This is a genomic window from Gloeocapsopsis crepidinum LEGE 06123 (assembly GCF_015207655.1).
GTDB classification, from domain to species: domain Bacteria; phylum Cyanobacteriota; class Cyanobacteriia; order Cyanobacteriales; family Chroococcidiopsidaceae; genus Gloeocapsopsis; species Gloeocapsopsis crepidinum.
In genome coordinates, this window is the sequence record NZ_JADEWN010000040.1 from 1 (window position 1) to 23202 (window position 23202).

Annotated in this window: 23 protein-coding genes and 1 riboswitch; of the genes, 10 read left to right on the forward strand and 13 right to left on the reverse strand. The window is 42.6% G+C overall.

What is annotated here, in order from left to right; translation table 11 throughout:
- Window positions 1–1500, reverse strand: a 1500-nt coding sequence (locus IQ230_RS15815) for a glycoside hydrolase family 38 N-terminal domain-containing protein (protein ID WP_456071379.1), incomplete at its 3' end; no start/stop codon positions are given.
- 133 nt (window positions 1501–1633) lie between these two features.
- On the opposite strand from IQ230_RS15815, the gene IQ230_RS15820 reads away from it, so the two are divergent.
- Window positions 1634–2245: an SMI1/KNR4 family protein gene (locus IQ230_RS15820; protein ID WP_228055014.1), complete on the forward strand. Its 612-nt coding sequence runs from the start codon at window positions 1634–1636 to the stop codon at window positions 2243–2245.
- Window positions 2246–2437: 192 nt separating this feature from the next.
- A complete protein-coding gene (locus IQ230_RS15825; RefSeq protein WP_193932951.1) occupies window positions 2438–3937 on the forward strand; it encodes a hypothetical protein in 1500 nt (499 codons plus the stop codon).
- A 5-nt stretch (window positions 3938–3942) separates the two neighbouring features.
- Here the strand turns inward: IQ230_RS15825 and IQ230_RS15830 are convergent, their stop codons facing one another.
- The 3 genes from IQ230_RS15830 to IQ230_RS15840 all read right to left on the reverse strand — a co-directional run bounded on the left by IQ230_RS15830 (window position 3943) and on the right by IQ230_RS15840 (window position 8247).
- Window positions 3943–5556, reverse strand: a complete 1614-nt coding sequence (locus IQ230_RS15830) for a cation:proton antiporter (protein WP_193932953.1) — start codon at window positions 5554–5556, stop codon at window positions 3943–3945.
- A 90-nt stretch (window positions 5557–5646) separates the two neighbouring features.
- Window positions 5647–5708, reverse strand: a riboswitch (Fluoride riboswitch).
- A 53-nt stretch (window positions 5709–5761) separates the two neighbouring features.
- Window positions 5762–8008: a DUF3769 domain-containing protein gene (locus IQ230_RS15835; protein WP_193932955.1), complete on the reverse strand. Its 2247-nt coding sequence runs from the start codon at window positions 8006–8008 to the stop codon at window positions 5762–5764.
- Between the two features lie 122 nt (window positions 8009–8130).
- A complete protein-coding gene (locus IQ230_RS15840) occupies window positions 8131–8247 on the reverse strand; it encodes a photosystem II reaction center protein I (RefSeq protein ID WP_099700006.1) in 117 nt (38 codons plus the stop codon).
- A 302-nt stretch (window positions 8248–8549) separates the two neighbouring features.
- Between IQ230_RS15840 and glgP the strand changes: the two genes are divergently transcribed.
- Entirely contained in the window at window positions 8550–11105 is a 2556-nt protein-coding gene (gene glgP / locus IQ230_RS15845) for an alpha-glucan family phosphorylase (RefSeq protein ID WP_193932957.1), read from the forward strand.
- Between the two features lie 119 nt (window positions 11106–11224).
- On the opposite strand, the gene IQ230_RS15850 is transcribed toward glgP, so the two are convergent.
- The 4 genes from IQ230_RS15850 to IQ230_RS15865 form a co-directional block, all read right to left on the reverse strand.
- Window positions 11225–11974 carry a DUF429 domain-containing protein gene (locus IQ230_RS15850; RefSeq protein WP_193932959.1) on the reverse strand — a complete coding sequence of 250 codons (750 nt, stop codon included), beginning with the start codon at window positions 11972–11974 and terminating at the stop codon, window positions 11225–11227.
- 150 nt (window positions 11975–12124) lie between these two features.
- Window positions 12125–12424 carry a hypothetical protein gene (locus IQ230_RS15855; RefSeq protein WP_193932961.1) on the reverse strand — a complete coding sequence of 100 codons (300 nt, stop codon included), beginning with the start codon at window positions 12422–12424 and terminating at the stop codon, window positions 12125–12127.
- Between the two features lie 20 nt (window positions 12425–12444).
- The gene (locus IQ230_RS15860; RefSeq protein ID WP_228055015.1) at window positions 12445–13077 is read right to left on the reverse strand and encodes an SgcJ/EcaC family oxidoreductase; all 633 of its coding nucleotides are present in this window, start codon (window positions 13075–13077) and stop codon (window positions 12445–12447) included.
- 85 nt (window positions 13078–13162) lie between these two features.
- Window positions 13163–13666, reverse strand: coding sequence for an SgcJ/EcaC family oxidoreductase (locus IQ230_RS15865; RefSeq protein WP_193932971.1), 504 nt, complete (start codon window positions 13664–13666; stop codon window positions 13163–13165).
- 154 nt (window positions 13667–13820) lie between these two features.
- On the opposite strand from IQ230_RS15865, the gene IQ230_RS15870 reads away from it, so the two are divergent.
- Entirely contained in the window at window positions 13821–14315 is a 495-nt protein-coding gene (locus IQ230_RS15870) for a MarR family transcriptional regulator (RefSeq protein WP_228055016.1), read from the forward strand.
- Window positions 14316–14435: 120 nt separating this feature from the next.
- Window positions 14436–15068, forward strand: a complete 633-nt coding sequence (locus IQ230_RS15875) for a Uma2 family endonuclease (protein WP_193932973.1) — start codon at window positions 14436–14438, stop codon at window positions 15066–15068.
- On the opposite strand, the gene IQ230_RS15880 is transcribed toward IQ230_RS15875, so the two are convergent.
- Both IQ230_RS15880 and IQ230_RS15885 read right to left on the reverse strand, forming a co-directional pair.
- Complete coding sequence (locus tag IQ230_RS15880; protein ID WP_193932983.1) at window positions 15065–16861, reverse strand: autotransporter domain-containing protein; 1797 nt, start codon at window positions 16859–16861, stop codon at window positions 15065–15067. The two genes, IQ230_RS15875 and IQ230_RS15880, sit on opposite strands and share 4 nt — an antisense overlap.
- A gap of 122 nt (window positions 16862–16983) precedes the next feature.
- A complete protein-coding gene (locus IQ230_RS15885; protein ID WP_193932986.1) occupies window positions 16984–17799 on the reverse strand; it encodes an ABC transporter permease in 816 nt (271 codons plus the stop codon).
- Window positions 17800–17938: 139 nt separating this feature from the next.
- On the opposite strand from IQ230_RS15885, the gene IQ230_RS15890 reads away from it, so the two are divergent.
- On the forward strand, window positions 17939–18466 hold the full coding sequence (locus tag IQ230_RS15890; RefSeq protein WP_193932987.1) for a DUF3172 domain-containing protein: 528 nt from the start codon (window positions 17939–17941) through the stop codon (window positions 18464–18466).
- 43 nt (window positions 18467–18509) lie between these two features.
- On the opposite strand, the gene IQ230_RS15895 is transcribed toward IQ230_RS15890, so the two are convergent.
- Window positions 18510–19634, reverse strand: a complete 1125-nt coding sequence (locus IQ230_RS15895) for an AMIN domain-containing protein (RefSeq protein ID WP_193932989.1) — start codon at window positions 19632–19634, stop codon at window positions 18510–18512.
- A gap of 169 nt (window positions 19635–19803) precedes the next feature.
- Complete coding sequence (nfi, locus tag IQ230_RS15900) at window positions 19804–20469, reverse strand: deoxyribonuclease V (protein ID WP_193932991.1); 666 nt, start codon at window positions 20467–20469, stop codon at window positions 19804–19806.
- A 223-nt stretch (window positions 20470–20692) separates the two neighbouring features.
- Between nfi and IQ230_RS15905 the strand changes: the two genes are divergently transcribed.
- The 4 genes from IQ230_RS15905 (at window position 20693) to IQ230_RS15920 (ending at window position 22796) form a co-directional block, all read left to right on the forward strand.
- The gene (locus IQ230_RS15905) at window positions 20693–21523 is read left to right on the forward strand and encodes a prohibitin family protein (RefSeq protein WP_193932992.1); all 831 of its coding nucleotides are present in this window, start codon (window positions 20693–20695) and stop codon (window positions 21521–21523) included.
- 93 nt (window positions 21524–21616) lie between these two features.
- A complete protein-coding gene (locus IQ230_RS15910; RefSeq protein ID WP_193932994.1) occupies window positions 21617–21757 on the forward strand; it encodes a hypothetical protein in 141 nt (46 codons plus the stop codon).
- Window positions 21758–21901: 144 nt separating this feature from the next.
- Window positions 21902–22297 carry a YidH family protein gene (locus tag IQ230_RS15915; RefSeq protein WP_193932996.1) on the forward strand — a complete coding sequence of 132 codons (396 nt, stop codon included), beginning with the start codon at window positions 21902–21904 and terminating at the stop codon, window positions 22295–22297.
- Between the two features lie 61 nt (window positions 22298–22358).
- A complete protein-coding gene (locus IQ230_RS15920) occupies window positions 22359–22796 on the forward strand; it encodes a YidH family protein (protein ID WP_193932998.1) in 438 nt (145 codons plus the stop codon).
- On the opposite strand, the gene IQ230_RS15925 is transcribed toward IQ230_RS15920, so the two are convergent.
- Complete coding sequence (locus tag IQ230_RS15925) at window positions 22785–23156, reverse strand: response regulator (RefSeq protein WP_193932999.1); 372 nt, start codon at window positions 23154–23156, stop codon at window positions 22785–22787. The genes IQ230_RS15920 and IQ230_RS15925 overlap by 12 nt on opposite strands.
- Window positions 23157–23202: the final 46 nt, after the last annotated feature.

Sequence of the window (23202 nt, forward strand, 5' to 3'; positions counted from 1 at the left end):
GGGTGAGGGGGAGCCACTGCGTTGCAGGGGTGTCCCCTGTTGTAGCAAGTGGCGTTGAGAGGTGATTTCTTCATCACGTTGAGAAGTACTGCGGATTTGCTGAAGATACTTTTGTGCTGTAGTAAATGTTAGTTGAGGGAAGAAGGCAGAATTTTGCCATCTTTGGGCGACTTCTAACATATCGCGAGTCGGACCACCACCGTGATCGCCGACTCCAGGAAGCCAGAGCGAAGCTTTGAAACTTGTTTGCTGTTCCCAGTTGCAGGCATAAGTCGCCATTTTGATCGGGTCAATACCTTCACCAATCGGGGCAGACATGAGACTTAATATTGCGCTTCCATCAGGCGATCGCCACCAAAAAGCACCATAGGGAAACTTTGTCGTATCGTTCCAAAGTAACTTTTGCGTAACAAAATACTCGATTCCGGCTTGCTGGAGAAACTGTGGTAACGTAGCACAAAAACCAAAACTATCGGGTAGCCACGCTACTGTAGAAATCGCACCAAATTTCGCTAAAACATAGCGTTGACCGTACAATAGCTGACGTACAATCGATTCGCCACTGACTAAATTCAGTTCAGGTTCTACCCACAATCCGCCCACAATTTCCCAGCGTCCAGTATTAACTTGTTGTTGAATTGCTGCGAATAAATCAGGGCGATGTTCTTCGATCCAGGCGTAAAGCGCAGGCGTAGAATGACAAAATATTAATTCTGGAAAATCTTGTTGAAGATTGAGAACTGAAGTAAATGTCCGTTGTGCGGCTTCCCAGGTATCGCTAATTGCCCATAACCAAGCTAAATCAAGGTGTGCATGACCGAGAAGTTGAATTTGGCGTTGCTTAATCTCTTGTGCTAAGTATTGCACCGAAGAACGAATGGTAAGCAGTGATTCTGTAAATGCGTGCTTGTCGCTTAAAATTGACCAATCAATTTGTGCAAGCGCTGTCGCGAGGATTGATAATTTTTCAGGATGGAACGTTTCTAAGTATTGTTGTAAAACAGCAAGTTCATCCGCAATAAAGCCAGGTTCAGGATAGGCGGTGTCGGTAGATTCATAAAGACAAAGCGATCGCACTAAAGCCCCAGCATCGTGATTTGGACTTACCAAGCGTAAACTTACTGTAATTTCTTCGCCTGGTATTACTGCTGAACTTAGTAATACGCGAGTTGAACAATCGAATAAATCGCCTTCTTGAACAAGTTGATCGTTAACATAGATTTGTGCAGCTTCCGCCCACCAGGTAAGCGCTAAACGCAAACTTAAACCTGCAATTGGATACCCTGATAAATCATTGGGAATAACAAATTTTTGGGTTAACCACAGTACTTTTTGCCCCGCTGACCAAGCAATGTGTTCTCTATCATTAAGTTTTACTTCAGCTTGCGATTCATCTAAAATTCGCCAACGTGCTTGAACATTGACTTGAGTGCGATCGCGAAGTTTCGCAATCACGGCTGAGATCGAGTTGCTATAAGTCTGAGGTTCTGTGGAAGTCATCGTTTCGATAAAATTGGGGCATTTAGATGTTACACATTACTTAAGGGCTGGTAATTAGTAATCGGTAATGGGAAAAAATGTTTATTTCTAGCATCTGCTGCGCTGAAGTGATTTAATCTAGCAAAGACAGATTATGTATGATTGGCTGTGTAAGTCACTGGATCTGGCAAATGACATTTTTCGAGAGTTTTCGCTCGACTGCAAGTGTCATTTCAATAGCAGCGTGCAGCAAGAGGAGATTAATAAATGTGAACGCGAATTAAATTTATCACTTCCACGCAGTTATCGAGAATTTTTGCTGAGATCTAATGGCGCTCATCTGTTTTATAGTGAAGAATTAGAAGCTTGCTCAGATGATGTTTGGTGGGCGGGTTCCGGAATTAAGATTTTTGGAACTGGAGAATTGCTAAGCTATAGGCATTATAGACGTATAACCTCCAGCCCATTTAATGATCCAGAAGATCCATCCATTCTTGCATTTGCCTACTTGGGGCGTGTAAGCACAGGTGATTTTTGCGCTTTTGATACAGCATTTGTTGGAGATGAGTATCCTGTTTTGGACTGCGATCAAGATTATCCATCTTCAAAATGGAAGGAGTCTCCAATTGCTTTCTCATTTGAAGAATGGTTACTCAAAATGTTTGATCGCATTGTTAACCACAAAAGCTTACCTGAGTACTGGTTTAGCGACACATTACATAATAACTCTTTAGGAATATTTGGAAGTTCTACAGACTATTGTTAAACTGCTGAGATTAAGTTGCTATAAGTTTGCGGCACTGTGGAGGTCATCTTTTCGATAAAATCAGATTATTGAATCAGTAGGTGACAATTAACGTAACGAGAAGACTGGTCATTGGTAATTGGAAAAAATACTTATTACCCATTACCCAAGCTAAATGAGCGTAACTTTTAATCCCTTAACCTAATCCAAAGTATGTCTTCGGCTTCTGGTCGCTATCAAAGCAAACTCTTCAATTTTATTCACCAGCAATCGCGGCGGTTTACAGAACAATGTGATCGCGCTTTTCGCCAAATTCAATTTGCTACGAGTTGGATAGCACCAGCCGTCTTGTATCCTTTCTACGCTTTATTTCAATCAACACGGAAGCTTAAGTTTTCTCCCAAGCCAGCGTCACCACAGCTACAAGCACCTCAGCAAGATTCTTCCCCGCAAACTCCTAGCACAGATACACCCATTCAGCAAGTATTGCAGCTATTTGAAACGCCTACTGAAGAAATTACACGACCTCAGCAAGATGAGCAACCACAATCAAATATCTTCGCTTGGTTCTCGCCACGAATCATTCATTTAGCCCAACAAACTAAAGAGTTATTCCATCCAAATCCCCAAGACACAACCGCTTCACCTGTGGAGTGGATACCTGTTGCTGCAAAACTGAAGAACAATCGACGAGTCATTCGTGGAATTGCGACTGAGCTTACAAATCGTAACTTAGTCTTAGTCACAACTGAAAATGAAATTCTTAATGTTTTTACGCCACAACAGCAGGAACAACTACAAGCCACGATTGAGGGAGAAGTTGCAACCTACTGGCGCTGTCAGCGCTTAGCGTATGCTTCCCAAATGCCAACACAACTTAACGGGAAGACAAGTCCAGGTAATTTACTGATTGATGCAACACCGCTGAATTTGCTTGATCGCGTTTTTGCCGAAATCGAATCGCATTCTTTCGCACTCACTCAACATTGGCAAAGTCAATTAAATAGCACAACTATACTAGCGGATACAGCAAATCAAAACAATATTGAATCGGATAATTCTACAAGTCAAACTTTACGAATTCAAGCTTTAATCTGGGCAGCAATTGATTTCTTTTTTGGAAGTAGCAGTAACACAAAAATAGGGAAAAATACGCCAGTAAAATCTTTGCAATTTTCTAGAAAGACGCAACCGGAAAGAATACCATTTCGCCCTGTGTCTCAATTACCTGGTGTTTCATCACCTACCATTGAAGATCCTTGGTTATCGCTGAGTGACTTATTTGGTGAAGTAGAATCAGAAGCCCAAGTACAAGAAACAGTATCTACACAAATACCAAATAAAGTTCTTCCTGAGAATAAAACAAGTGATTTTCTACGCCGAAAGCTCATTAATGGTTGGCAAAGATTCAAGCCAAAAATTAATGTAGTTACTGCATTAGTAAAAGTACGGCGAACGAATGCGATCGCACAAAACACAGTATCAAATGCGATCGCTACTGAAACTCCTGAACCATCACCAACAACCAATCCTGCTCAAATTAATCCCACTTCTGAGTGGATCGATGTGAGTGCGATCGCCGTAGGTTATGTCAAACATCCTTTAGAGCAAGTCCTCGAATGGTTAGACCGCGCTATGCTGTGGTTAGAAAAATTGTTATTCAAATTCTGGCAGTGGTTGAAACGATTTGACAAACTAACTCGTAGCAATTAGCAGCATTAGCCATCAACTGTGATAACAGGAATTGGACTCATTTCTAAAACGGCTTGAGAAACAGAACCAAGAACGACTTTTTCCCAAACGCGGTGTCCCCGTTTACCAATGACGACATCTGTTACTTGGCGCGCTTGGGCAACTTGCACGATCGCTTCTGGAACTGCACCAGATTGCGTGAGAAACTCATAGCGAATATCCGCAAGTAACTGTTTTGCCTTGCTTTGAAGTTCGTCTACGGTGCGTTTGTCTCCCACATTGTCGATGTATAACACAATCACTTCGCCACTGCTTCGTCGTGCTAAATCAGCCGCTTTGCGAAGGACTGGAACCGCAAGTGATGAAGTATCTACCGCTGCTAGAAACACAGGACGACCTGTAACTGCAACTTTGGTGGGATCGACTTCTCCTTTTTCCAATAGTTTGGGTGCAAACACCTGCGTTGCCCACGCACCAATGGGAGCCGTTGTCAAGATTGAGAGTGCGGCGATCGCCAAAATTATTTCGCCGCCTTCAATTCCTGCAGCTAAAGGTAATGCACCAATTGCAGCTTGTACTGTCGCCTTTGCCATATTTCCTGGTAGTAAGAACACCTTTTCTTGCCAAGTCCAGTTGCTGCCTAAAGTTGAGAGATACCAACCAATCGCTCGACCAACAACTAAACTAAGAGTTAACAGCAACAACCCAGGTAGTAAGATATTACCTAACACCTCAAGCTGAATAGTTGCTCCCAGTAGTACAAATAAGACGATCTCTGCTACTGTCCACAACACATCAAATCCACCACGAATCAAACGTGCAACGGGTGCATCGAATTCAATTAAAAAGAAACCCATTGCCATGACAGCAAGATAGCCAGAATAGTAGGGAAATACTTCGGTAAAAATGACGAGAAATAATGCTGCGCCAGTTGCAATAATCATGTCCTGAACAACACTGCGCGTCCATTGCTGAACCAGCACTAACACCAACAACCGTGCAAAGAGGAAACCTGCTGCTAATCCCAAGACAATTTCTAGAATTACCTGAAAAGGTAAAAGTTGTAAAGGAGACAACGTAATACCAGCAAAAAGTGTTACTGGTTCACCCCCTTGTTGTCCCAAAAAGTTAAGTAATAAGCTAAATACCAGTAAAAGCAAGACATCAGATAGCGCACTTCCTGTCAAAATTGCATCGGGAATTCCTTTGGCGACTCCCCAGCCCAAACTCTTCAGCCGCAACATTCCTGGTACAATCACCGCAGGTGACTCTGCTCCGACAACACAGCCCAACAGTAAGCCAGTCAAGAAATCAAAGTTGAATAGAAACATCGACAAGAAAGCAACAACTACTGCTTCTGTTGATGCTGGGAGAAACCCTAATCTTAATGCTACTGTTCCTTGTTGTGCTAGCTTTTCTCGGTCTAACCCAAGTCCTGCTTTCATTAAGATAATCATGACCGCAACTAACCGTAAGTCATCGGCTGCATCTAAAACTTCAGGACTAATAAAATCTGCTGATTGCGGACCTATCGCAATGCCAACTAAAATCATACCAATGAGGGGAGGTGCGCCTAACCGTTGGGCAAGCTGACCTGCAAAAAACCCCATTGATAAAATCCAAAGTGCACTAGCTAACACTTCTCTCTCCTTCGTAAAGTACAGCAACGGTGGTGTTGCCAAAAGGAGCAAGAGAAGCATTCACTGCAAAGCCCTACTCCCTGGCAAGCCAGAACAGTAGGAGCCATTAGCCTTAATTGGCGGTTAGGGTGAGCTCCATCACCCAATTGCAAAGCAAGAATAACACATTTTTCGGGTTCAACGATCCAGCGTGGTGTAAAATCAATTACTCCTGCCGCACTCCACCTAAAACTGGTCTTACCTCAGAACCTGAGAAAGGATCTGTACCACCAACCCAGTTGAAGTCACTGATTCTCAAAGTGAGAGATCCTAACTCTAGAGTTGGATTGTAGCGGAGGACAACGCCATAAGTACGGCGACTGTATTCGAGAACGTAGTCGGTACTGAGATCTCGACCTGTATTTACATTAATTGAAGTCTGCACGCCAAGGCGAAATGGCCCATAAATTTGCTGTGTAATTCCTACTGACAAAACGCTCCTATCAGCCGCACGATCAAATAAAAATGGTGATGTACCACCTCGTATGCCTTGGGAGTAAGCAATATTGAAGCCAGTATAGTCCAAAAATGGTCGAGAGAAATGACCAAACTGCCCTTGGATACCAACTGTTCCAGTCAATAACGTTTGTTGGTCGCCACTACTATAAAAACTCGCGTCACCTCGCACACCAGCGTACAATTGTACGTAGGGAATGACTGGTGTAGGTGTATAGCGCAATCCTTGAGTTGCGGTTGCGGGTAAAGGAGTTCCTCGCCAGAGTAAGAATCCGCGACTAAGAGCCGCACTACCTTGCAAGCGACCTAGAGAAACTCGATTATTATCGCGAATCGGTTCGAGTAAATCGATGCGATCAGTGTTTGCTGTAATGTATTGTGCTCCAGCTTGATAGCTTAGATTAAATCCGGTGTCTCCTAAAGGAATGACTGGAGAAGTCACAATTCCACCAAGACTACTACGGACTGTTTGATAGCCCAAGGAACCGTTGTACAAGCGATCGCGGTAGCTATACTCCAGTGTTAATCCGTGCGGTCTTTCAAGAATATTGAGGGGAGTACGCAACCGTAAACTAGCGCGTAAGTTATCTCCAATGTCTGTTAGTCCTGGAAGAACTGCTAAGCCCGTAAGCGTTGTTTGTGGTCCTAAAGTAGCATCTAAACTACCGCGTACGCCAAATAGATCGGGGCTGAAAATATTACCACCACTTTCGGTAATGGCTTGTTGCACAAAAACTTGTGGAGTGACGCTGACACGTACTGCTTCACTATCAATCACATTAAAACTGCGTTCAACAAACAATCCTCCACGATCTTCGCTATCGTAGCCTAAGTTGACTAAGCCTGGAGTCACTTGCCGTTGTCTGCGGTCAATAACTTGTTCGTTGCGTGGAATCGGGATTGATAAACCTTGGTCAAAAACTAAGCGCTGTCCTGTTGTTCTAATGCGATCGCGCGAGGGTGTTTCGCGAATCAGGGTCATTGTATCAGCGCGTAACTCTAACTCTGGAGGGGAAAATGGATCGTTGGTGATGCGAACATTGGTTGCTTGCCAACCTTCAGGATAAAAATTAATTGTGTCAGCTTCAACGCGTAAGCGGCGGATTTCTCCTCCTTGTTGTGGTGAAGTTACAGAACCAGTACCAATGTTAATACCACCAGGACTTGTAACTTTTTGTAGCGGTTGATTTGCGCTAATGCGATCGCTTAATGGTTGTGGTGCGACTCCCCCAGCAGTGACATCTGTTGGTATTGGTGTAAAATCTTCTCTAGCAGTAGGAATAAAAACTTCTCCACTTGCATTGAGTACATTTCCTCTATCTTGAACCAGGTTGTAAGTAAAGCGATCGCCACGGATGATTTGTTGTCCGCGTGTCAAAGCAACATTTCCTTCGCCGACGCCGATTAAATTTTCTAAATTCACTTGCAGGCGATCGGCATCTAACACAGTGCCATCGTATCGTAAAAGAACATCACCTTCGGCGGTGACAATTTGCCGCTGCGCATCGTATTCTTGGTAATTTGAATTGAGTTCAACAACGCGATCGCGAACCCTAGGGGCTTGCTGAGGCAGAGGTTGACTTGGTGAGTGTGGTGTCGTTTGTACTGGTTCTTGTGCCGTTGGTGCTGGCGCACTAAAATCTAGTGTTGGTAAATTAGTATCACTATTTTCTGGTAGCTGTGCGGTTGTTTCGGTCGCAAATTTTTTTAACTTGGCGATTGTATGGCTGTTTCCGTTGCTGACATCTAAAGTTGGAATCGCATCAGAAGACGCTTCTACAACAGTGCTATTTTGCTCAATAGGATAACCAATAGAAATTGTTTCGCCCAAAAGTGTAGCGTCTTTGGCTGCACTAAATTGAGATTGCACCGAAGATGATGACTGACGATGAGAAGAAATTGCCGTAGAGGGCAGAACAATATGATGTGGTTCAGGGGGCGGTGCTGCATGAGTCATATTTCAGTCACAATAAGCAAACAGACAGACCGGTGTATGACCTCAACCGCACTTCTAACCAATTACCAGTAGCAGACATTAACTGAACTGCTGCTTGGTCTACGGCATCTTGTAGGTTTTGGTTATTCGAGATCCCGCCGACCTGGGTTACGTGCAGGGTCGTTGGACAAAAAGCCAAAGACAAATATACCAACGAAGAAGGTGACAACAACATACACAACAATTTTAAGAGTCAACATAGAAATATCTCCAAGCGGTATGAGAAGCTAAAGGAAACTGCGACTTAAATTTGCAGATAGTCCTTATCATCATACCCAAATGTTGTCCTTTTTTAGTTGAGATTGTCTAATTGAATACCTGCAGACTTTGACGCGAGTTTGATGTTAAGGTTTCACTAGAATCGCGATGGCCATAGTAACTCAGTTATTTTATAAGCCGAAAGGGCGATCGCTGAATTCGCCATAAAGTATTAATAGTTGCCAACTTCAGGCAGAAGTGGTTAAACAATAGCCATAACTGAACACATAATCTCTGCCATCTTATGCAACCAATCCATACATTCAACGTTTCTCCAGCTTTGCCGCCTCATCTAGAAAAATTGCGGCAACTAGCCTATAACATTCACTGGGACTGGAACACTGAAGCGAAAGACTTGTTCCGCCGCTTAGATCTAGACTTATGGGAATCGAGTCATCACAATCCTGTTTTAATGTTAGGAACAATTAGTCAAACGCGACTGCAAGAAGTTGTGGAAGACGAAGGTTTTTTAGCGCAGATGGATCGGGCGGCGCGTCAGTTAGATGAATATTTGCAAGATGGAACTTGGTACGGAAGAAATCGCACTCAAGACTCAGAGTGTTACGCGTATTTTTCTGCAGAATTCGGATTAGTTGATTGCTTACCGATCTATTCTGGAGGTTTGGGGGTTTTAGCAGGCGATCACCTTAAATCAGCTAGCGATCTAGGATTACCACTCGTAGGAGTCGGTTTACTGTACCAGCAAGGCTATTTTGCGCAGTATCTTAACCCTGATGGCTGGCAACAAGAACGCTACCCGATTAATGATTTCTACAATATGCCATTGCATTTAGAACGCAATGCTGATGGTTCAGAATTACACATTGCCGTTCCTTATCCTGGACGTAATGTTTATGCCAGGGTATGGCGCGTGCAAGTTGGCAGAAACCCGCTTTACTTGCTTGATACAAATATTGAGCCTAATAATCCCTACGATCACGACATCACCGATCAGCTATACGGTGGTGACATTGATATGCGCATCCACCAAGAAATTATGTTGGGGATTGGCGGTGTTTTGATGCTTAAGGCATTGGGATACAAAGTGACAGCGTACCACATGAATGAGGGACACTCAGCTTTTCTGACGTTGGAACGGATGCGTGGCTTAATTCAAGAAGAAGGGCTAGATTATGCCACAGCAAGGCAAGTTGTCATTTCAAGTAATATCTTTACAACTCACACTCCTGTACCAGCAGGAATTGACTTGTTTCCACCCGATAAAGTTTTGTACTACTTAGGACACTATGCCGATATTTTTGGATTATCTAAAGATCAATTTTTAGGACTAGGGAGAGAAAACACGGGTGATTTGACAGCACCCTTTAGTATGGCAGTTTTAGCACTGAAAATGGCAACGTTTGCCAATGGTGTGGCGCAATTGCATGGTGTCGTGTCGCGTGAGATGTTTCAGGGTTTGTGGCGCAACCTACCTGAAGATGAAGTTCCGATTACCGCAATTACGAATGGTGTTCATGCGCGTAGTTGTGTTGCTAAATCAACGCAAGAATTATACGATCGCTACCTAGGTCCTACTTGGTCATCTGCACCAACCGATCATCAACTGTGGGAACGTGTTGAGGCAATTCCAGACGAAGAGTTATGGCGCAACCACGAGCGCTGTAAGGTAGAGATGATTGTCGCAGTGCGCGAACACTTAGTGAAGCATTTGCGCGATCGCGGTGCTTCGCCTCAAGAAATCGCTTCTTCACAGGAAGTTCTCGACCCCTCAACTTTAACAATTGGCTTTGCCAGACGCTTTGCAACTTATAAGCGGGCGACATTATGGATGCGAGATATTGAAAGAATCAAGCGCATTCTCACGGCAAAAGACCGCAAGGTGCAATTTGTCATTGCCGGTAAAGCCCATCCAAAAGATATCCCTGGCAAAGAACTGATCCGCGATATTAACCATTTTATTCAAGAACATGGCGCAGAAAAGCAAGTCGTATTTGTCCCCAACTATGATATTCACATTGCTCGTTTACTTGTTGCTGGTTCTGATGTTTGGCTAAATACACCACGTCGCCCTAGAGAAGCTTCGGGTACAAGTGGGATGAAGGCGGCGATGAATGGGTTGCTTAACTTGAGTGTCCTTGATGGTTGGTGGGATGAAGCTGATTATGTCCGTACAGGTTGGGCGATTGGACACGGCGAATCTTACGACGATCCCCACTACCAAGATGAAGTCGAAGCCAATGCTTTTTATGAGTTACTCGAAAAAGAAGTTGTCCCCTTGTTCTATCACCGCGATCCTGATGGGCTACCGCGTTCGTGGACTGCCAAAATGAAAGCCGCAATTCGTTACAACTGTCCATTTTTTAACACAGCGCGGATGGTACGCGAATATGCAACTAAAGCTTATTTTCCCGCAAGCGATCGCTACCATACTTTGACTGTTAACAACTACACTCCTGCACGAGAATTAGCACAGTGGAAAGTTAATCTCCTCGACCGCTGGTTTAATATCAAAATTGCCAATGTTGATATCGCTACGGGGTCTGATGTCCAAGTTAATCAGAATATTGCTGTGAAAGCCCAAGTTGATTTGGCTAATCTTTTGCCAGAGGATGTGCAGGTAGAACTTTATCAAGGTGCAGTTGATGCTAGTGGCGAAATTGTTAACGGGATTGCGCAAGAAATGGAGTGCCAAGGTCGCGATCAGCAAGGTTATAGCATTTATACTGGCACGATTACTTACACAACTTCTGGCTTACAGGGCTTATCGTTGCGCGTCTTACCGAAGCATACTCTTCTTTCGAGTCCGCATGAGCCTAGGGTAATTATGTGGGCAAGTTAATAGAGTTATGAGTCGTGAAGTGTTGAGTTATGAGTTAAGAATCTGCACAATTCAATACTCTTGAGGACTCAAAACTTCTTCTAGAGTTATGAGTGCCAAGTTAAGCAAATTCTTTTAATTCAAAACTCAAAACTCCTTAATTTTTGCGGTACGACAATGTAACCTGTCGTGCGATCGCCAAGTACAATATTTCGTTCGGTTCCCCAGTACCACCAATAGGCTGCTACATAAGCACAGATGAGGCTATCAAGTTTGTCTTCAAGTGCTTTGAGGGCAGTTCCGGTATTGGGGATTTCTTGAGGAAACGAACCACATTGGTGCAGAGGACGCAAAGAAGGTTGTAGCGTGGGCAGGATGTGATGAATGTAGTTGAAGAGTTTGGCGAGTTCTACACGGCGATCGCTCAAGCGTCCTTTTTTGTATTTGAGAATGCGGTTTAAATCGAATAAGTGAACAATTGCAGGGTGAGGGAAAACTTCGATTTGGTATCTTCCTAGAATTTTAGGTTTGATCTGTGGGGCGTGGGTGAATCCTCGTGCTTCGAGTTCTAAGCCGAAGTTGATAGTACGTTGGGCGAAGGCTAGACTTTGGTTTGCTGGGTAGCATCCTGCGTGGTATTTACCAAAGTACTTGTGCGTGAGTTTGTCAGGTAATCGCGTTCCTGTGATGTTGGGGATTAGTGTAGGGGCGTCTACAGCTACGATTGCTGGTACGTTGAGTTCTACTTTGGTATCAATCCAAGTGAAAATGTCGGCGATCGCTTCTTTTCTATCTAAATCTACAAGTTGTAACTCGTTATCTTGCCACTCTAAGCAACATAAGCCACTCGGTTGCGATCGCCATCCAAAATCAATACCAATAAATTTCATCGTGTTAAACCGTCAGAAAAGAGCTGATTCGGTTGAAACTGCAGCTACACAAACAAAATCTAACTTCATAGATTTCTATAACCCTGACTTTTCGTTATTCTATGGAGGTAGAAAGAGTTTATTAAGCCGTGACTTTAGTCGCCAGTGTCCTTAGTCTCGTGACTTGATTAATGAATAGTTGTCTTTAGTCGCGATTTCTTCTAAGTTTTCTAGCCGCATTTCCAACATCTTCATACGCCCTGCTTGAGCTGATAGCTCCTTTTTCTCTTTGTCTTGAGAATCTTTGGAGTCTTTAACTAAAGCAAATGTAGCTGCACCAGCCGCAATTGGTGGAGCTGCCATAGCAACAGGGTTGCCACGACCAAAAACACCGACAATCGCCATCATAGGAATTGCACTACCCCAGATAGCAACGATTGTTAACTTAGAGGCAATATTGAGGTTTTTCATTTGCTCCTCCTTGTAGTTTTCTATTGTTGCAGTAAATTAATCCACCCGCGTCCGTTTTCCCCCTCTAGCAAAGGAGCATTGTGAAACGCCACAATCTGCCAGTTGTCCTCTCGCTTCTGCATCACGGTTGTTATGATTCCTTCCAGTTTCTTGTCTGGGCGAGTCGTCAGATAAGATTGACTCTTGAGATGCACCACGGCAATTTCTGGAGTCAGGAAGCGAATTTTAGCGACATCTAGTAGGATACCTACCTGGTTGAGATTTCCTCCGAGAGAGCTTTGGCGATCGCCATCGTAAAGCTCTTGGTGTGTACGGGCATTGGCTTCTCTTGTATAGTTTGGTATGAATGTACCGTTGATAACGATGTAGTCGTGCTCTAGAGCGAACGCAGAAGCGAACTGAGCGCCGTTTTGGGTGTTCTGTCCGTCTTGCATCTTTTGAACAACTTGGCGAATAGCAGCCGTGTCTTGTTGTTGAGTGGATGTCAGCGCTCTACAAGTCATTGTTGCTCCTGTAGGGTTATGATGCTGATCGTGCTGCAAACATTGATTGGGAATAGTGGCTACTGCAGGTGACTGAAGCGTAGGTAAAAGCGTAGTGCTTACTGCTACTCCTATAAGAGAAAAGCTCATTTGGGTAATTGTGGGTGTCATAATGACTCCTTTAAATAGATTTGCTGTTGTAACTGTGGTGTTCTCGACGAAATGGATGGCTACCCCTAGTGTTCTGAAATGCGCTTTATCTGCTTGGGCGCAACTTCTGCCACAACAAATTTGTCATTCCAGAAGCGATCGTTTCTATATCCATTGGTCGAATCCGAGTATTGTGGAATGCGACAAAGTACCATTTACCATCGCGTTTTCTGGCAACTAAAGTTTGGATTGATTTTCGTCCAGGAATTGAAGCATCTGACTGCCAAGACATGAGAGTTCCGCCAGTTGTATGTATTAGGGCAACGTCAGGACTTAAGAATTGCATACTGTCAATTTGTCCCTTTAAGCGCGTTCCCCTTAAAAATGTGTCGAAGAGTTGTTGGTGTTGTATGGCGATCGCCGCGCGTCCTTTTGTGTGAGAACCATCGAAGGCAACGTAATCTGCATCTTCCTCAAATAGCTCACCATAGGCATCACCAGCCCCTTGGTTCCAGCTATTCACCAGCTGCTCAAACAGCGCACAGATAGCAGCCTCATCAACTGGATTCGAGGTTAGAGATTGGGAAGCTTGTGTAGAATATTCATTCATAATACATTTCTCCCAATGGATTGTGCTGAGGTTACAAACCGACATTCAGACAACGATTTTCTTGTACCAGTGGTAAACTCTTAGCAAGTATATATTTAACTAAGTAAATACTTGAGATACTAAGATAATTAGATGCTAAACAACTTGGCAAAATATGTCAACAGATTTAATGAATCGTGACGAGTTGCTCAGTGCGCTTGACCAAGAGATGCGAAAGGTCAGCGCTCAGTCAGTACTATTTAGTCAGGCAGTTGCTGAACAGCTGGGAATTAATAGTACCGATCTAGAATGTCTGGATATTATTAACTTTTCATCACCAATCACTGCTGGACGACTTGCTGATCTAACAGGGCTTACCACTGGCGCAATCACTGGTGTGATTGATCGACTTGAGAAGGTAGGCTATGTACGGCGCGAGCGAGATCCCAATGATCGGCGTCGAGTCATTATTCAACCGCTTCCAGAAGCTGCGCAAAAGATCTCTCCACTTTTTGACTCCATGGCGCAGGCGATGAGCAAGCTGTATTCAAGTTATAGCGATCAAGAAATTGCCCTAATCCTTGACTTTGCCACTCGTTCCAATTCAATTGTTCTTGAAGAGATCGCTAAGCTACAGGGGAAAGAGGAAGCAGAAGCAGGGGAGAATTGATAATTATAATTTGTCGCAACCATTTTTTTATTCGTACATATAAGTAGGGCATTTGTTCTCTCAAGCCATAGGCTTAACACTCGACTATTTCATATATACAAGCGGAGTGAGCGTAACATTATGAACCCCAATCTATTAGAAGCAGCCAAATTCCAAAAAGTAGAAGCTTCAGAAGATCAAATATTAATCCTTAACGGAGTAACTTGGCAGCAATACGAAGCATTCTTAGACATCATCGGTGATAATTTTCCTGGATTACACATTACCTATCTCGAAGGAACCTTACAGTTCATGTCCCCTGGACGCAAGCACGAGTTGACTAAAAAAATCATTGCTAGGCTTTTAGAAGCCTACTTGGATGAAACACGCGCCCGTCACTATCCTTTAGGCTCTACGACTTTTCGGAAAGCAGCCGTAGCAAGAGGAATCGAACCTGATGAGTGTTACTGTATTGGTTCAGATAAAGAGTTTCCCGATTTAGCAATTGAAGTTGTTGTGACTAGTGGTGGAGTTGATAGTTTAAAGGTTTATCAAGGTTTAGGAGTGTCTGAAGTTTGGTTTTGGGAAGATGAGCAACTTTTACTCTATCAATTAAGAGGTGAAACGTATCTTCCAATTACAACTAGTAATTTATTACCAAATCTCGATATAAAGTTGCTTGTTAGTTACATTAAGTCGTCAGAATCTTCAGATGCAGTTTGGGAATTTAGAGAAAAAAATCGGCAACAGATTTCATCTCGAATTGATAACTAGAATTGGTAACGAATTTCTCCTCGAACTATCTGATCGTTAAAGTTTTCACGTCCAATTACGGTTTCATAATCAATTAAACCTATTGCATTTTCAGAAAATACGACTTGTGCGCCAATACCTAATTTGATGTAATCGCGATCGCGATCGCCTACAGTTGTTCGCATGGGAATTCCTGGTTGGGTAACGAGTTCAGTTACAATCTCTCGATTATTGTCAGCTAATTCGCGTTCGTAACTAGCACGGAGAGCGGGGATAACTGTACCAACATCTGTATTCAAAGCAACTGCTGCTTGTGCACCAACACTCAACACAAAAGACTCAGCCTTTTGGTCATTAACTTGTATATTCAAGCTATCAGCACCGTTTTCTGTGTAGCCGTCAATGTTAACGCGATCGTATCTTAAGCCGATTGTAGGTCCATAAGCAAAGTTTCCTGAGCGAATTACATAGCCACTATTGACACCTGCTGAGAACTGATTACCATTTGTATCTGCCCTAGCTGTACGATTATAAAAGTTGGTTTGGCGTGTGATATCAAAGTTGTTGTCACCATAACTGAGAACAGCATCAGTGTAAAAGTTATTCTGAACGAAGTTGCCATACACTGAAACAGCATAGCCATCAATGTTGATATCGCCTAAGTTATTGCTTAAATCAATATCACTATTGAGATATCCCAAAGCAACGCCAAGCGCTAGGTTATCCGTAACGCGATAGTCTACACCCGCAGTGATGTTTGTATTAATAAAGTCGTAGCTAGGTTCACGATTTGTGGTGTCGCGATCGCCAAAATTGACATTGCCGTTAAGAAATACACCCAAACGTTCATCAGTAGAAGTTTGAATACCACGTAGTGCTGATAAACGCCCATCAATGTGTTGTCCGTGTCTTTTCGCAATACTCAAGGCAACATCAGCTTGAGGAATAATGGCTTGTGGTACGAGAATCACAGCAGTAGCGTATTCACTAATAATCTGATGACCACGGGCTGATGGATGAATGCCATCCCAGAATAAAAATTGATCAGGGTTTGTACAGTTTGGGTTGCCAAGACAGCGATCGCTAATATTTGTCAAACCATAAGTTATTGGATCGGTCACTACTTCACCAAATAAAGCATTGATATCAAGCGGAATAATATTAACGTCACGATTAGCAGCTAATCCTTGAAGTGCAGTATTTAAATTTGTGTTATGACTATTAGTTATTGCTGTTAGTGCTGCTGCGGTTGGTAAAACCCGCTCTTGTGGAGTACTTCCCAAATCAGGTAAGTTAGGCACAACTAAATTACGCGCACCAGCGTTAACAAGTGTTGTTAATGCATCAAACAGATTATTAACTACAGCTTGTGTATCAGTTGTTCGTAATTGTGGTGGCAAAATTATATAATCATTCGCACCAGCCCACAAAACATATAATGCATTAGGGCTAGGAGTTCCTGCAGTAGCAAGAAAAGTATTCAATTGTGTGGGTAATGACGGTAGCTGTAAGCCTATCAAGAAATTGAGGGCATTGGTATCGCCCGATGTTGTTCCCGCAAAACCGTAGTTATTAGTTGCATCAACGGGTATGCCTAACTCAGTTCCTAATATTTCTACAGAAACCGGACCATTAGATAATCGCCCGTTAAAATAGGGTGGACTCGGTGGAAATAGCCCACCTGTAAGTTGAAATAAGTTGCCATCATCGACTAAGCTATCACCAAAAATATAAAATTCTTCATATGTCTGTGCAGACACCTTTGAAGGCAACATCGCAAAGACAAATAATGCGAGTGCCACAATTTTTTTCATAATTTATCAATCACATTTCTCTCACACTTAATTAACTCCTTACCATAAATTTTGCTTTTTCTAATGTTTAGCAACAAATTTCTTAGCTTTACGGTCGAATCATATTACCTACTACTAAAAACTTAATCTTGTTGATGAGCAAATTGATAGGCTCCTAGTAACGATAAGGCGATCGCACATCCTAATAAAATCGGTATGCTGTACCACGGAAACTGTGATAGTGGTAAATAAGCAGCGGCTCGTAGTCCAGTACTTGTGTAGGTAAGAGGTAGAAGATAAACAATTACTTTCAACCCAATGGGTAAAGTCGCAGGATCAAAAAATGTTGCCCCTAAAAAAGACATCGGAATAATTAAAAAATTGTTATATAGCCCAACACTTTCGAGCGCTCGCACATTTAACCCAACAATGACGCCCAACCCTGAAAACACGGCACAGTTCAGCACTAGTACCAGTAAAAATAAGGGATTAAGAAAACTCCAGATTCTACCAGTAAACAGAATTGCTACTAAAATGACTGCACCAGACGTCATCAACCCGCGCACAATACCTGCTAGCATTTTACCGATATGCAATGCCAGAGGATGAACTGGAACAAGTAGCATCTCTTCAAAAGTTTTAGTAAACAAGCGATCGCCACAAATTGAGAACGTTGTCCCACCAAAGCCAATTGTCATTGACGATAACGCCACCATTCCTGGCAAGATAAACTCTAAATAACTATTACCAATCGCTGGCTGTGGCAAAGAGCTACCCAAACCCAACCCAAAAGCTAAAATATAAATCAGTGGTGCAACAAGTCCAGAAGCGGCAACTTGGGTAATGCGTACGCGCAAATCTAACCAGTCTCCCCAAAACACTGTGAGGCTATCTGCAAGGAGCGATCGCCACTGAGAAAACTGATTTGTACTACCGTGTTGTCGTGAGCTTTGATTCACTGTTTTTTAAACAAAAATTGTGTTAATTAATTTACATCTAATCTCAATATGGTGCATCTAGCAGAATCATCGTACCTATCGCTACGATCAAATCTGACCAACTTAACTATCTATTTGTAATTGGCTTAACTGAGCAAAGATGAAACGCAAACCTATCAAAGACACTGCAACTAAATCGCCTAGCTTTTTATCCGCAGCTTTTAATTACACCTCAATTTTTGTATTAGCAGGGGTGTTTATTTTAGGAATTGGGATTGGTATCGCTTTTAGTTCTACCACAACGCTCAGCCCTTCCAACGTGGCTTCTAGAGAGTTTATCGATCTTAGTGCGCCTAATCCTGAACTCTGCGTACAGTACGGGGCTAGTGCTATGGAGTTGGATACGCGCCTGTTTGTCTCGCTCAACCCATTTAATGTCTATGTTGCTCAACCTAGTCTACGGCCTGGGTGTGTACTGCGTACCAGTAATTGGGATCTTTTGGTGCAACGAAGGTTAGTAACATCAGAGCAAGTACGCGATTGCAAGCAGAGAATGAATACATTCGCCTTTACGGGCGACTTGGGCAGTTCGCCACAAATTAGTTGTGTTTATCAAAATGATGCTGCAAAGAACTTCTACTTAAATCAACCTGGATCAGTTGCACCACGAGAGGCAGAAAGATTCTAAGTGATGGATAGATTAACAAGTCATCTTTTGCCATTGATAGTGCTCAAAGTTTTAGGAGATCTTGAGTCAAGCGAATTTGGACAATTTTGCCAGGTTCTATGATTGCTGAGTTCGTGGCAGTTACTTGATCTACCGCGTCAAGAACACCTGATTGGGCTGCTAAAGGTAAATTTTGACCTTGAAGCGCGATCGCTTGAGCAACAAAGCGGCTACCACGAGTATCAGTTTCAAATTGTCCAATAATTGCCGTACCAGCAGGGGCAATTAAGTTATCGATAACTACACTTTGAGCATTAAGATTGCGATTGCGAATATCTTCTGCCAGTACCATTTCTGCTTGTTGAGGAACGCCTACTTTAAGCGGTAGTGGTGACTCACCAGCGTAGCGGAGATTAAGTCTTGTACCCGCTAGCAACAATACATTAGGCGACTGTCTACTTAACCTCGTATTGGATAAAGTATTGGCTGCAGGAACAACGATATTACTACTGCTGGGAGTCGTTGCTTGAGGTGGGGTATTCGTTTGAGATGGTACTGGCGTAGGTGCAGTTGTGGGTAACGGTTGTCCGAATTCAATGATTGGTTCGTTTGGTACAGAACTCGTAGTAGGAGATGGTAGTGGCGGCACACTGACAACAGGTTGTTGTGGGCTAGGAGGCGTTGCTGGAGGTAAATTAGTAGGCAGTGCAGGATTTTGTGTGATAGGCTGCGGAGTTTGACGCGCAATCTGTGGACGCAATACCCAGCGATCGCCTTTTGCTGATTGAATTGTTCGCTGTAACTGCACCATTTGTTCTGTGTTTAAAACTGTATCAGGAGCAAGTTCTAAAACAATTCGAGTCACATTCTTGTCAAACTGAGAAACACGAACTTGACGTACTGCCCCAGAGTAGTCTTGTTGTGTAGTAACTTTTCCTAGCTGAGTATTCGGTAAATCAACAACAATTCGTAACGGTTGCTCAAGTAAAAAGTAGTTGGGTGTCGTTTGGGCTTCTAGCGTAATCTCCAACTGATTTGTAGCAGGATCAAAACGCCAATTCGATAAAGTAGCACTAGGAGATATAGGTTTTGTCCCATTCTCCACAGCTACTATTGTCGCTAACCCCATTAAAGGTAGAAAACCCAGTCTATTTACCCAACGTCCGTTATCCAAATGTTCCCTGTTCATTTTCTCGGTTAGCTAGTTTGTCACTTTTGGATTTTAGATGGAATCTTTGAGTAAAAGGTGGCTAGTGACTATTGATTAACAAAAGCGTAACGATGCCGATAGTCTGATTATTTAACTGGAGATGATATTAAAACATTACACGAGTGTCCCCTGACCCCTGCTATAATTGCTAATCACTTTTACTTAATTTATCTGCAATTCTTGTTGTTTCTGGCAAACGATATTTTGGCGTACACTGCAACACGTAATCAATTGCTGTTGGCAAGCTCACGCGATGACCACTGGAAATATACACTGGCTTTGTGCCAATACGCGTGCGTAATGCTGCACCAATCGTTTCGCCTCGATGTTGTAAAGGTTGCCAACTTCCTTTAATATTCAGTACTTCTTGGTGTTTGCCAACTAACAAAGACTTCGCAACACCAATTGTGGGCATATCTAAAATTAATCCTAAGTGTGAAGCGATACCTAATCGACGCGGATGTGCAATCCCTTGACCATCGCAGAGAATTAAATCTGGTGTCATGTGAATTTTTGCTAACGCATCAAGTAATGCAGGAATTTCCCGAAACGATAATAACCCTGGTATATAAGGAAATGACGTCTCACGACGAGCGATCGCATACTCTTGCAATTGCAAGTCAGGAAAACTCAACACCGCTACAGCAGCACGACTAATTGTCCCAGAGGCTTCAAATCCCATATCTACCCCAGCAACGTACTGCACAGGTTGAGGAATTTTATCGACAGTTATCACCTCTTTTGTTAACTTTTCTTGAAGCGCGATCGCCTCTTCTATAGTTAGACTCCAAGCATGATGTTGGGGAATTTTCATAAGTTAAGTACCATATTATTGAGAGTTTTTGCTTCTCTTTTAAAGTATTTATAAAGTTTTGATTATATTCTCTGGCTTTTTTACTGTCAGCGGCGATACTAATTGTAGGAGAAATTAATTTCTAGTGTTTCCTTGTTAGTTCATTCTTTCGCAGTAATTTGATTGGAATAGTTGACTGAACAACATTGTCTCAATCCTCTTATTAAAGATTAATTAAAAAAATATGCAAGTTAGATTTGATGCTATTAATGGTTTCAAGTCGGGAGCTTTCTTTGCAGGTGGTATTGCACTTTTACTTGCAGCAATTGTGTTTAAACCTTTTGCCATCATTAATGCTGGTGAAAGAGGTGTTGTCATGCGCTTCGGTAAAGTTCAAGATACAGTTTTAGATGAAGGCATTCATCCAATTATGCCAGTGGTGACTACTGTTAGAAGTCTCAATGTACGGGTGCAAGAAAGTAGTTTTAATTCTGACGCAGCTTCTAAAGATTTACAGAAAGTGACTACGGAAATTTCGCTGAACTGGCATATTGATCCTGCAAGAGTCAATAAGGTTTATCAACAAGTTGGCAGTGAAGAACAAATCATTACTGGTATTATTACTCCGGCAGTATCAGAAGTACTCAAGGCAGCCACTGCTAAAAAAACCGCTGAACAAATTATTACTGAAAGAACAGATCTCAAAGAAGAAATTGATAAACAACTTGAAAATCGCCTAGACAATTATGGTCTTGTTGTTGATGATGTCTCGCTTGTGAATTTTGCCTTCTCACCAGAATTTAGTAAGGCAATTGAATCAAAACAAATTGCTGAACAAGAAGCAAAACAAGCAGAGTTTATTGCTTTAAGAGCATCTAAGGAAGCAATCGCCGAAGTCAACCGTGCCAAAGGACAAGCAGAAGCACAAAGACTGCAAAGACTAACACTAACCTCAGAACTCCTGCAAAAACAAGCAATAGAAAAGTGGGATGGTCGTTTTCCTGCCGTAATGGGCGGTAACGGTACACTACCGTTGATTAATATCGATGCTGCTAGTGTAACGAGTCGCAAGTAATTCTGATTCTATCTGATAGCAGAGGGATCTCCCTAAAGCTTTTTGTAAAATATTTAACAGAAAGTAAAAGTAAATTGTACTAAAGGAGAGCTAATGCACCATCCTGATTTTTCAAAATGGTTGACAACAGCATATTTGCTGGCATACCAAGTCGATGAAGACGAACTTACTACCCTCGCAGGGCGTAAAGGTTGGCGTCAACGACTGCAAGACAAGTTGAAACGTACTAGATAACAACCCGATTGATGTAGCTGCTAGTAAGAAGACTAGAACAAACACAAGTTAGGTTAGCGGATATTTCAACTCATCACTTCAAGAAAGATTCCCACAAATCTTACACTAGAGACAATTCGTGAAGCTGAATCGAGTTGATTATTAATGAATGACCCGCTTCCTACTCGCACACCGAACATTCAAGCTGAACTTGCCAAAGAGCGTAACCGCGCGGCAGCTGAGCGTACTTTAATGGCATGGATTCGGACTTGTCTAGCACTAATTAGCTTTGGTTTTGGGATTGATCGAATTGTCAGTGCCATTCGTAGCTTACAACCTGAAAGCTTCAATCCTGTACGATTTTCTCGTATTCTTGGTTTAGCTTTTGTTGCGTTAGGAACGTATGCGATGATTATGGCATCAATCGAGCATCGTCAAGAACTCAAGCGTATTCAACGTCAAGAAGATTATCTTTATAAACCACGTCGTTCTCTAGGGTTAACTGTCGCGATCGCACTCGTTTGTATTGGTATTATTGCGTTTATCGGAATCTTGTTCTAAATTTAGTGACTCAAAATCGCATCTGAAATAGAGCGATTCACGCTAATTGCTTTCAAAATAAATGAATTCTCCGCCCCAGCAACCAACTAATATTACTAATGAACTTGCCAAACAACGCAATCGAGCGGCGGCGGAACGGACTTTGGTCAGTTGGATTCAAAATTGCTTGACGCTAATTGGTTTTGGTATTGCTTTTGATCGCATTTTCAACGCCGTAAATCAGACGTTTTCTAGAAATGATGCCGCACTGAATGCACAAATAGCTCAGATTGCTGGCTTAAGTGCGATCGCACTCGGTATTTTTCTTTTAGTTTTAGCCATCATCAGCTACCTCAAAGATGTTCGTTCGATTGCACAACCTGACTATTTATACCGACCAATTCATACTTCGACTGCATTCGTCGTTACTGCAATTATTCTATTTGGGCTAGTGACTCTCGTTGCTATTTTTATGACTACAGTATTAATTTCTAAAATCCAAATTTTCTTACCAGCCTAAAATCTCTGCAACCTGAGTCCAAAAAGTCATCGGATTAAATGGCTTGGTAATGACGCCAGCAACTGCCATTTGAGCAAAGCGTTGGCGATCGCCTGGTAATGTTTTAGCTGTAAGCAGTACGATAGGAACTGAACGCGTTGCTGCATTAGCTTGAATCTGTGTAACAAACTGAAATCCATCCATATCAGGCATCGATACATCAAGAAGAATTGCGTCTAAGAGTTCTGTTTTAGCTTTGAGTAATCCTTCTTGCCCTGATTGAGCGATCGCAGTTGTCCACCCAGCAAACTTTTCTAAGGAGATTTGCACAAGTCTACAAATGTCTTTGTCATCATCGACAATCAGAATGTGCTTTGTCATCTTGCACTCAGGAGTTAGAGCTTGTGTTGTCCTAACTATATTAAAT

Coding starts and splice junctions, on each gene's coding strand:
- IQ230_RS15835 (WP_193932955.1), bottom strand. CDS start 8,008: ATGACTCATGCAGCACCGCCCCCTGAACCACATCATATTGTTCTGCCC.
- IQ230_RS15825 (WP_193932951.1), top strand. CDS start 2,438: ATGTCTTCGGCTTCTGGTCGCTATCAAAGCAAACTCTTCAATTTTATT.
- IQ230_RS15870 (WP_228055016.1), top strand. CDS start 13,821: ATGTCAACAGATTTAATGAATCGTGACGAGTTGCTCAGTGCGCTTGAC.
- IQ230_RS15840 (WP_099700006.1), bottom strand. CDS start 8,247: ATGTTGACTCTTAAAATTGTTGTGTATGTTGTTGTCACCTTCTTCGTT.
- IQ230_RS15855 (WP_193932961.1), bottom strand. CDS start 12,424: ATGAAAAACCTCAATATTGCCTCTAAGTTAACAATCGTTGCTATCTGG.
- glgP (WP_193932957.1), top strand. CDS start 8,550: ATGCAACCAATCCATACATTCAACGTTTCTCCAGCTTTGCCGCCTCAT.
- IQ230_RS15920 (WP_193932998.1), top strand. CDS start 22,359: ATGAATTCTCCGCCCCAGCAACCAACTAATATTACTAATGAACTTGCC.
- IQ230_RS15895 (WP_193932989.1), bottom strand. CDS start 19,634: ATGAACAGGGAACATTTGGATAACGGACGTTGGGTAAATAGACTGGGT.
- IQ230_RS15820 (WP_228055014.1), top strand. CDS start 1,634: ATGTATGATTGGCTGTGTAAGTCACTGGATCTGGCAAATGACATTTTT.
- IQ230_RS15905 (WP_193932992.1), top strand. CDS start 20,693: ATGCAAGTTAGATTTGATGCTATTAATGGTTTCAAGTCGGGAGCTTTC.
- IQ230_RS15915 (WP_193932996.1), top strand. CDS start 21,902: ATGAATGACCCGCTTCCTACTCGCACACCGAACATTCAAGCTGAACTT.
- IQ230_RS15865 (WP_193932971.1), bottom strand. CDS start 13,666: ATGAATGAATATTCTACACAAGCTTCCCAATCTCTAACCTCGAATCCA.
- IQ230_RS15860 (WP_228055015.1), bottom strand. CDS start 13,077: ATGACACCCACAATTACCCAAATGAGCTTTTCTCTTATAGGAGTAGCA.
- IQ230_RS15890 (WP_193932987.1), top strand. CDS start 17,939: ATGAAACGCAAACCTATCAAAGACACTGCAACTAAATCGCCTAGCTTT.
- IQ230_RS15925 (WP_193932999.1), bottom strand. CDS start 23,156: ATGACAAAGCACATTCTGATTGTCGATGATGACAAAGACATTTGTAGA.
- nfi (WP_193932991.1), bottom strand. CDS start 20,469: ATGAAAATTCCCCAACATCATGCTTGGAGTCTAACTATAGAAGAGGCG.
- IQ230_RS15880 (WP_193932983.1), bottom strand. CDS start 16,861: ATGAAAAAAATTGTGGCACTCGCATTATTTGTCTTTGCGATGTTGCCT.
- IQ230_RS15875 (WP_193932973.1), top strand. CDS start 14,436: ATGAACCCCAATCTATTAGAAGCAGCCAAATTCCAAAAAGTAGAAGCT.
- IQ230_RS15910 (WP_193932994.1), top strand. CDS start 21,617: ATGCACCATCCTGATTTTTCAAAATGGTTGACAACAGCATATTTGCTG.
- IQ230_RS15850 (WP_193932959.1), bottom strand. CDS start 11,974: ATGAAATTTATTGGTATTGATTTTGGATGGCGATCGCAACCGAGTGGC.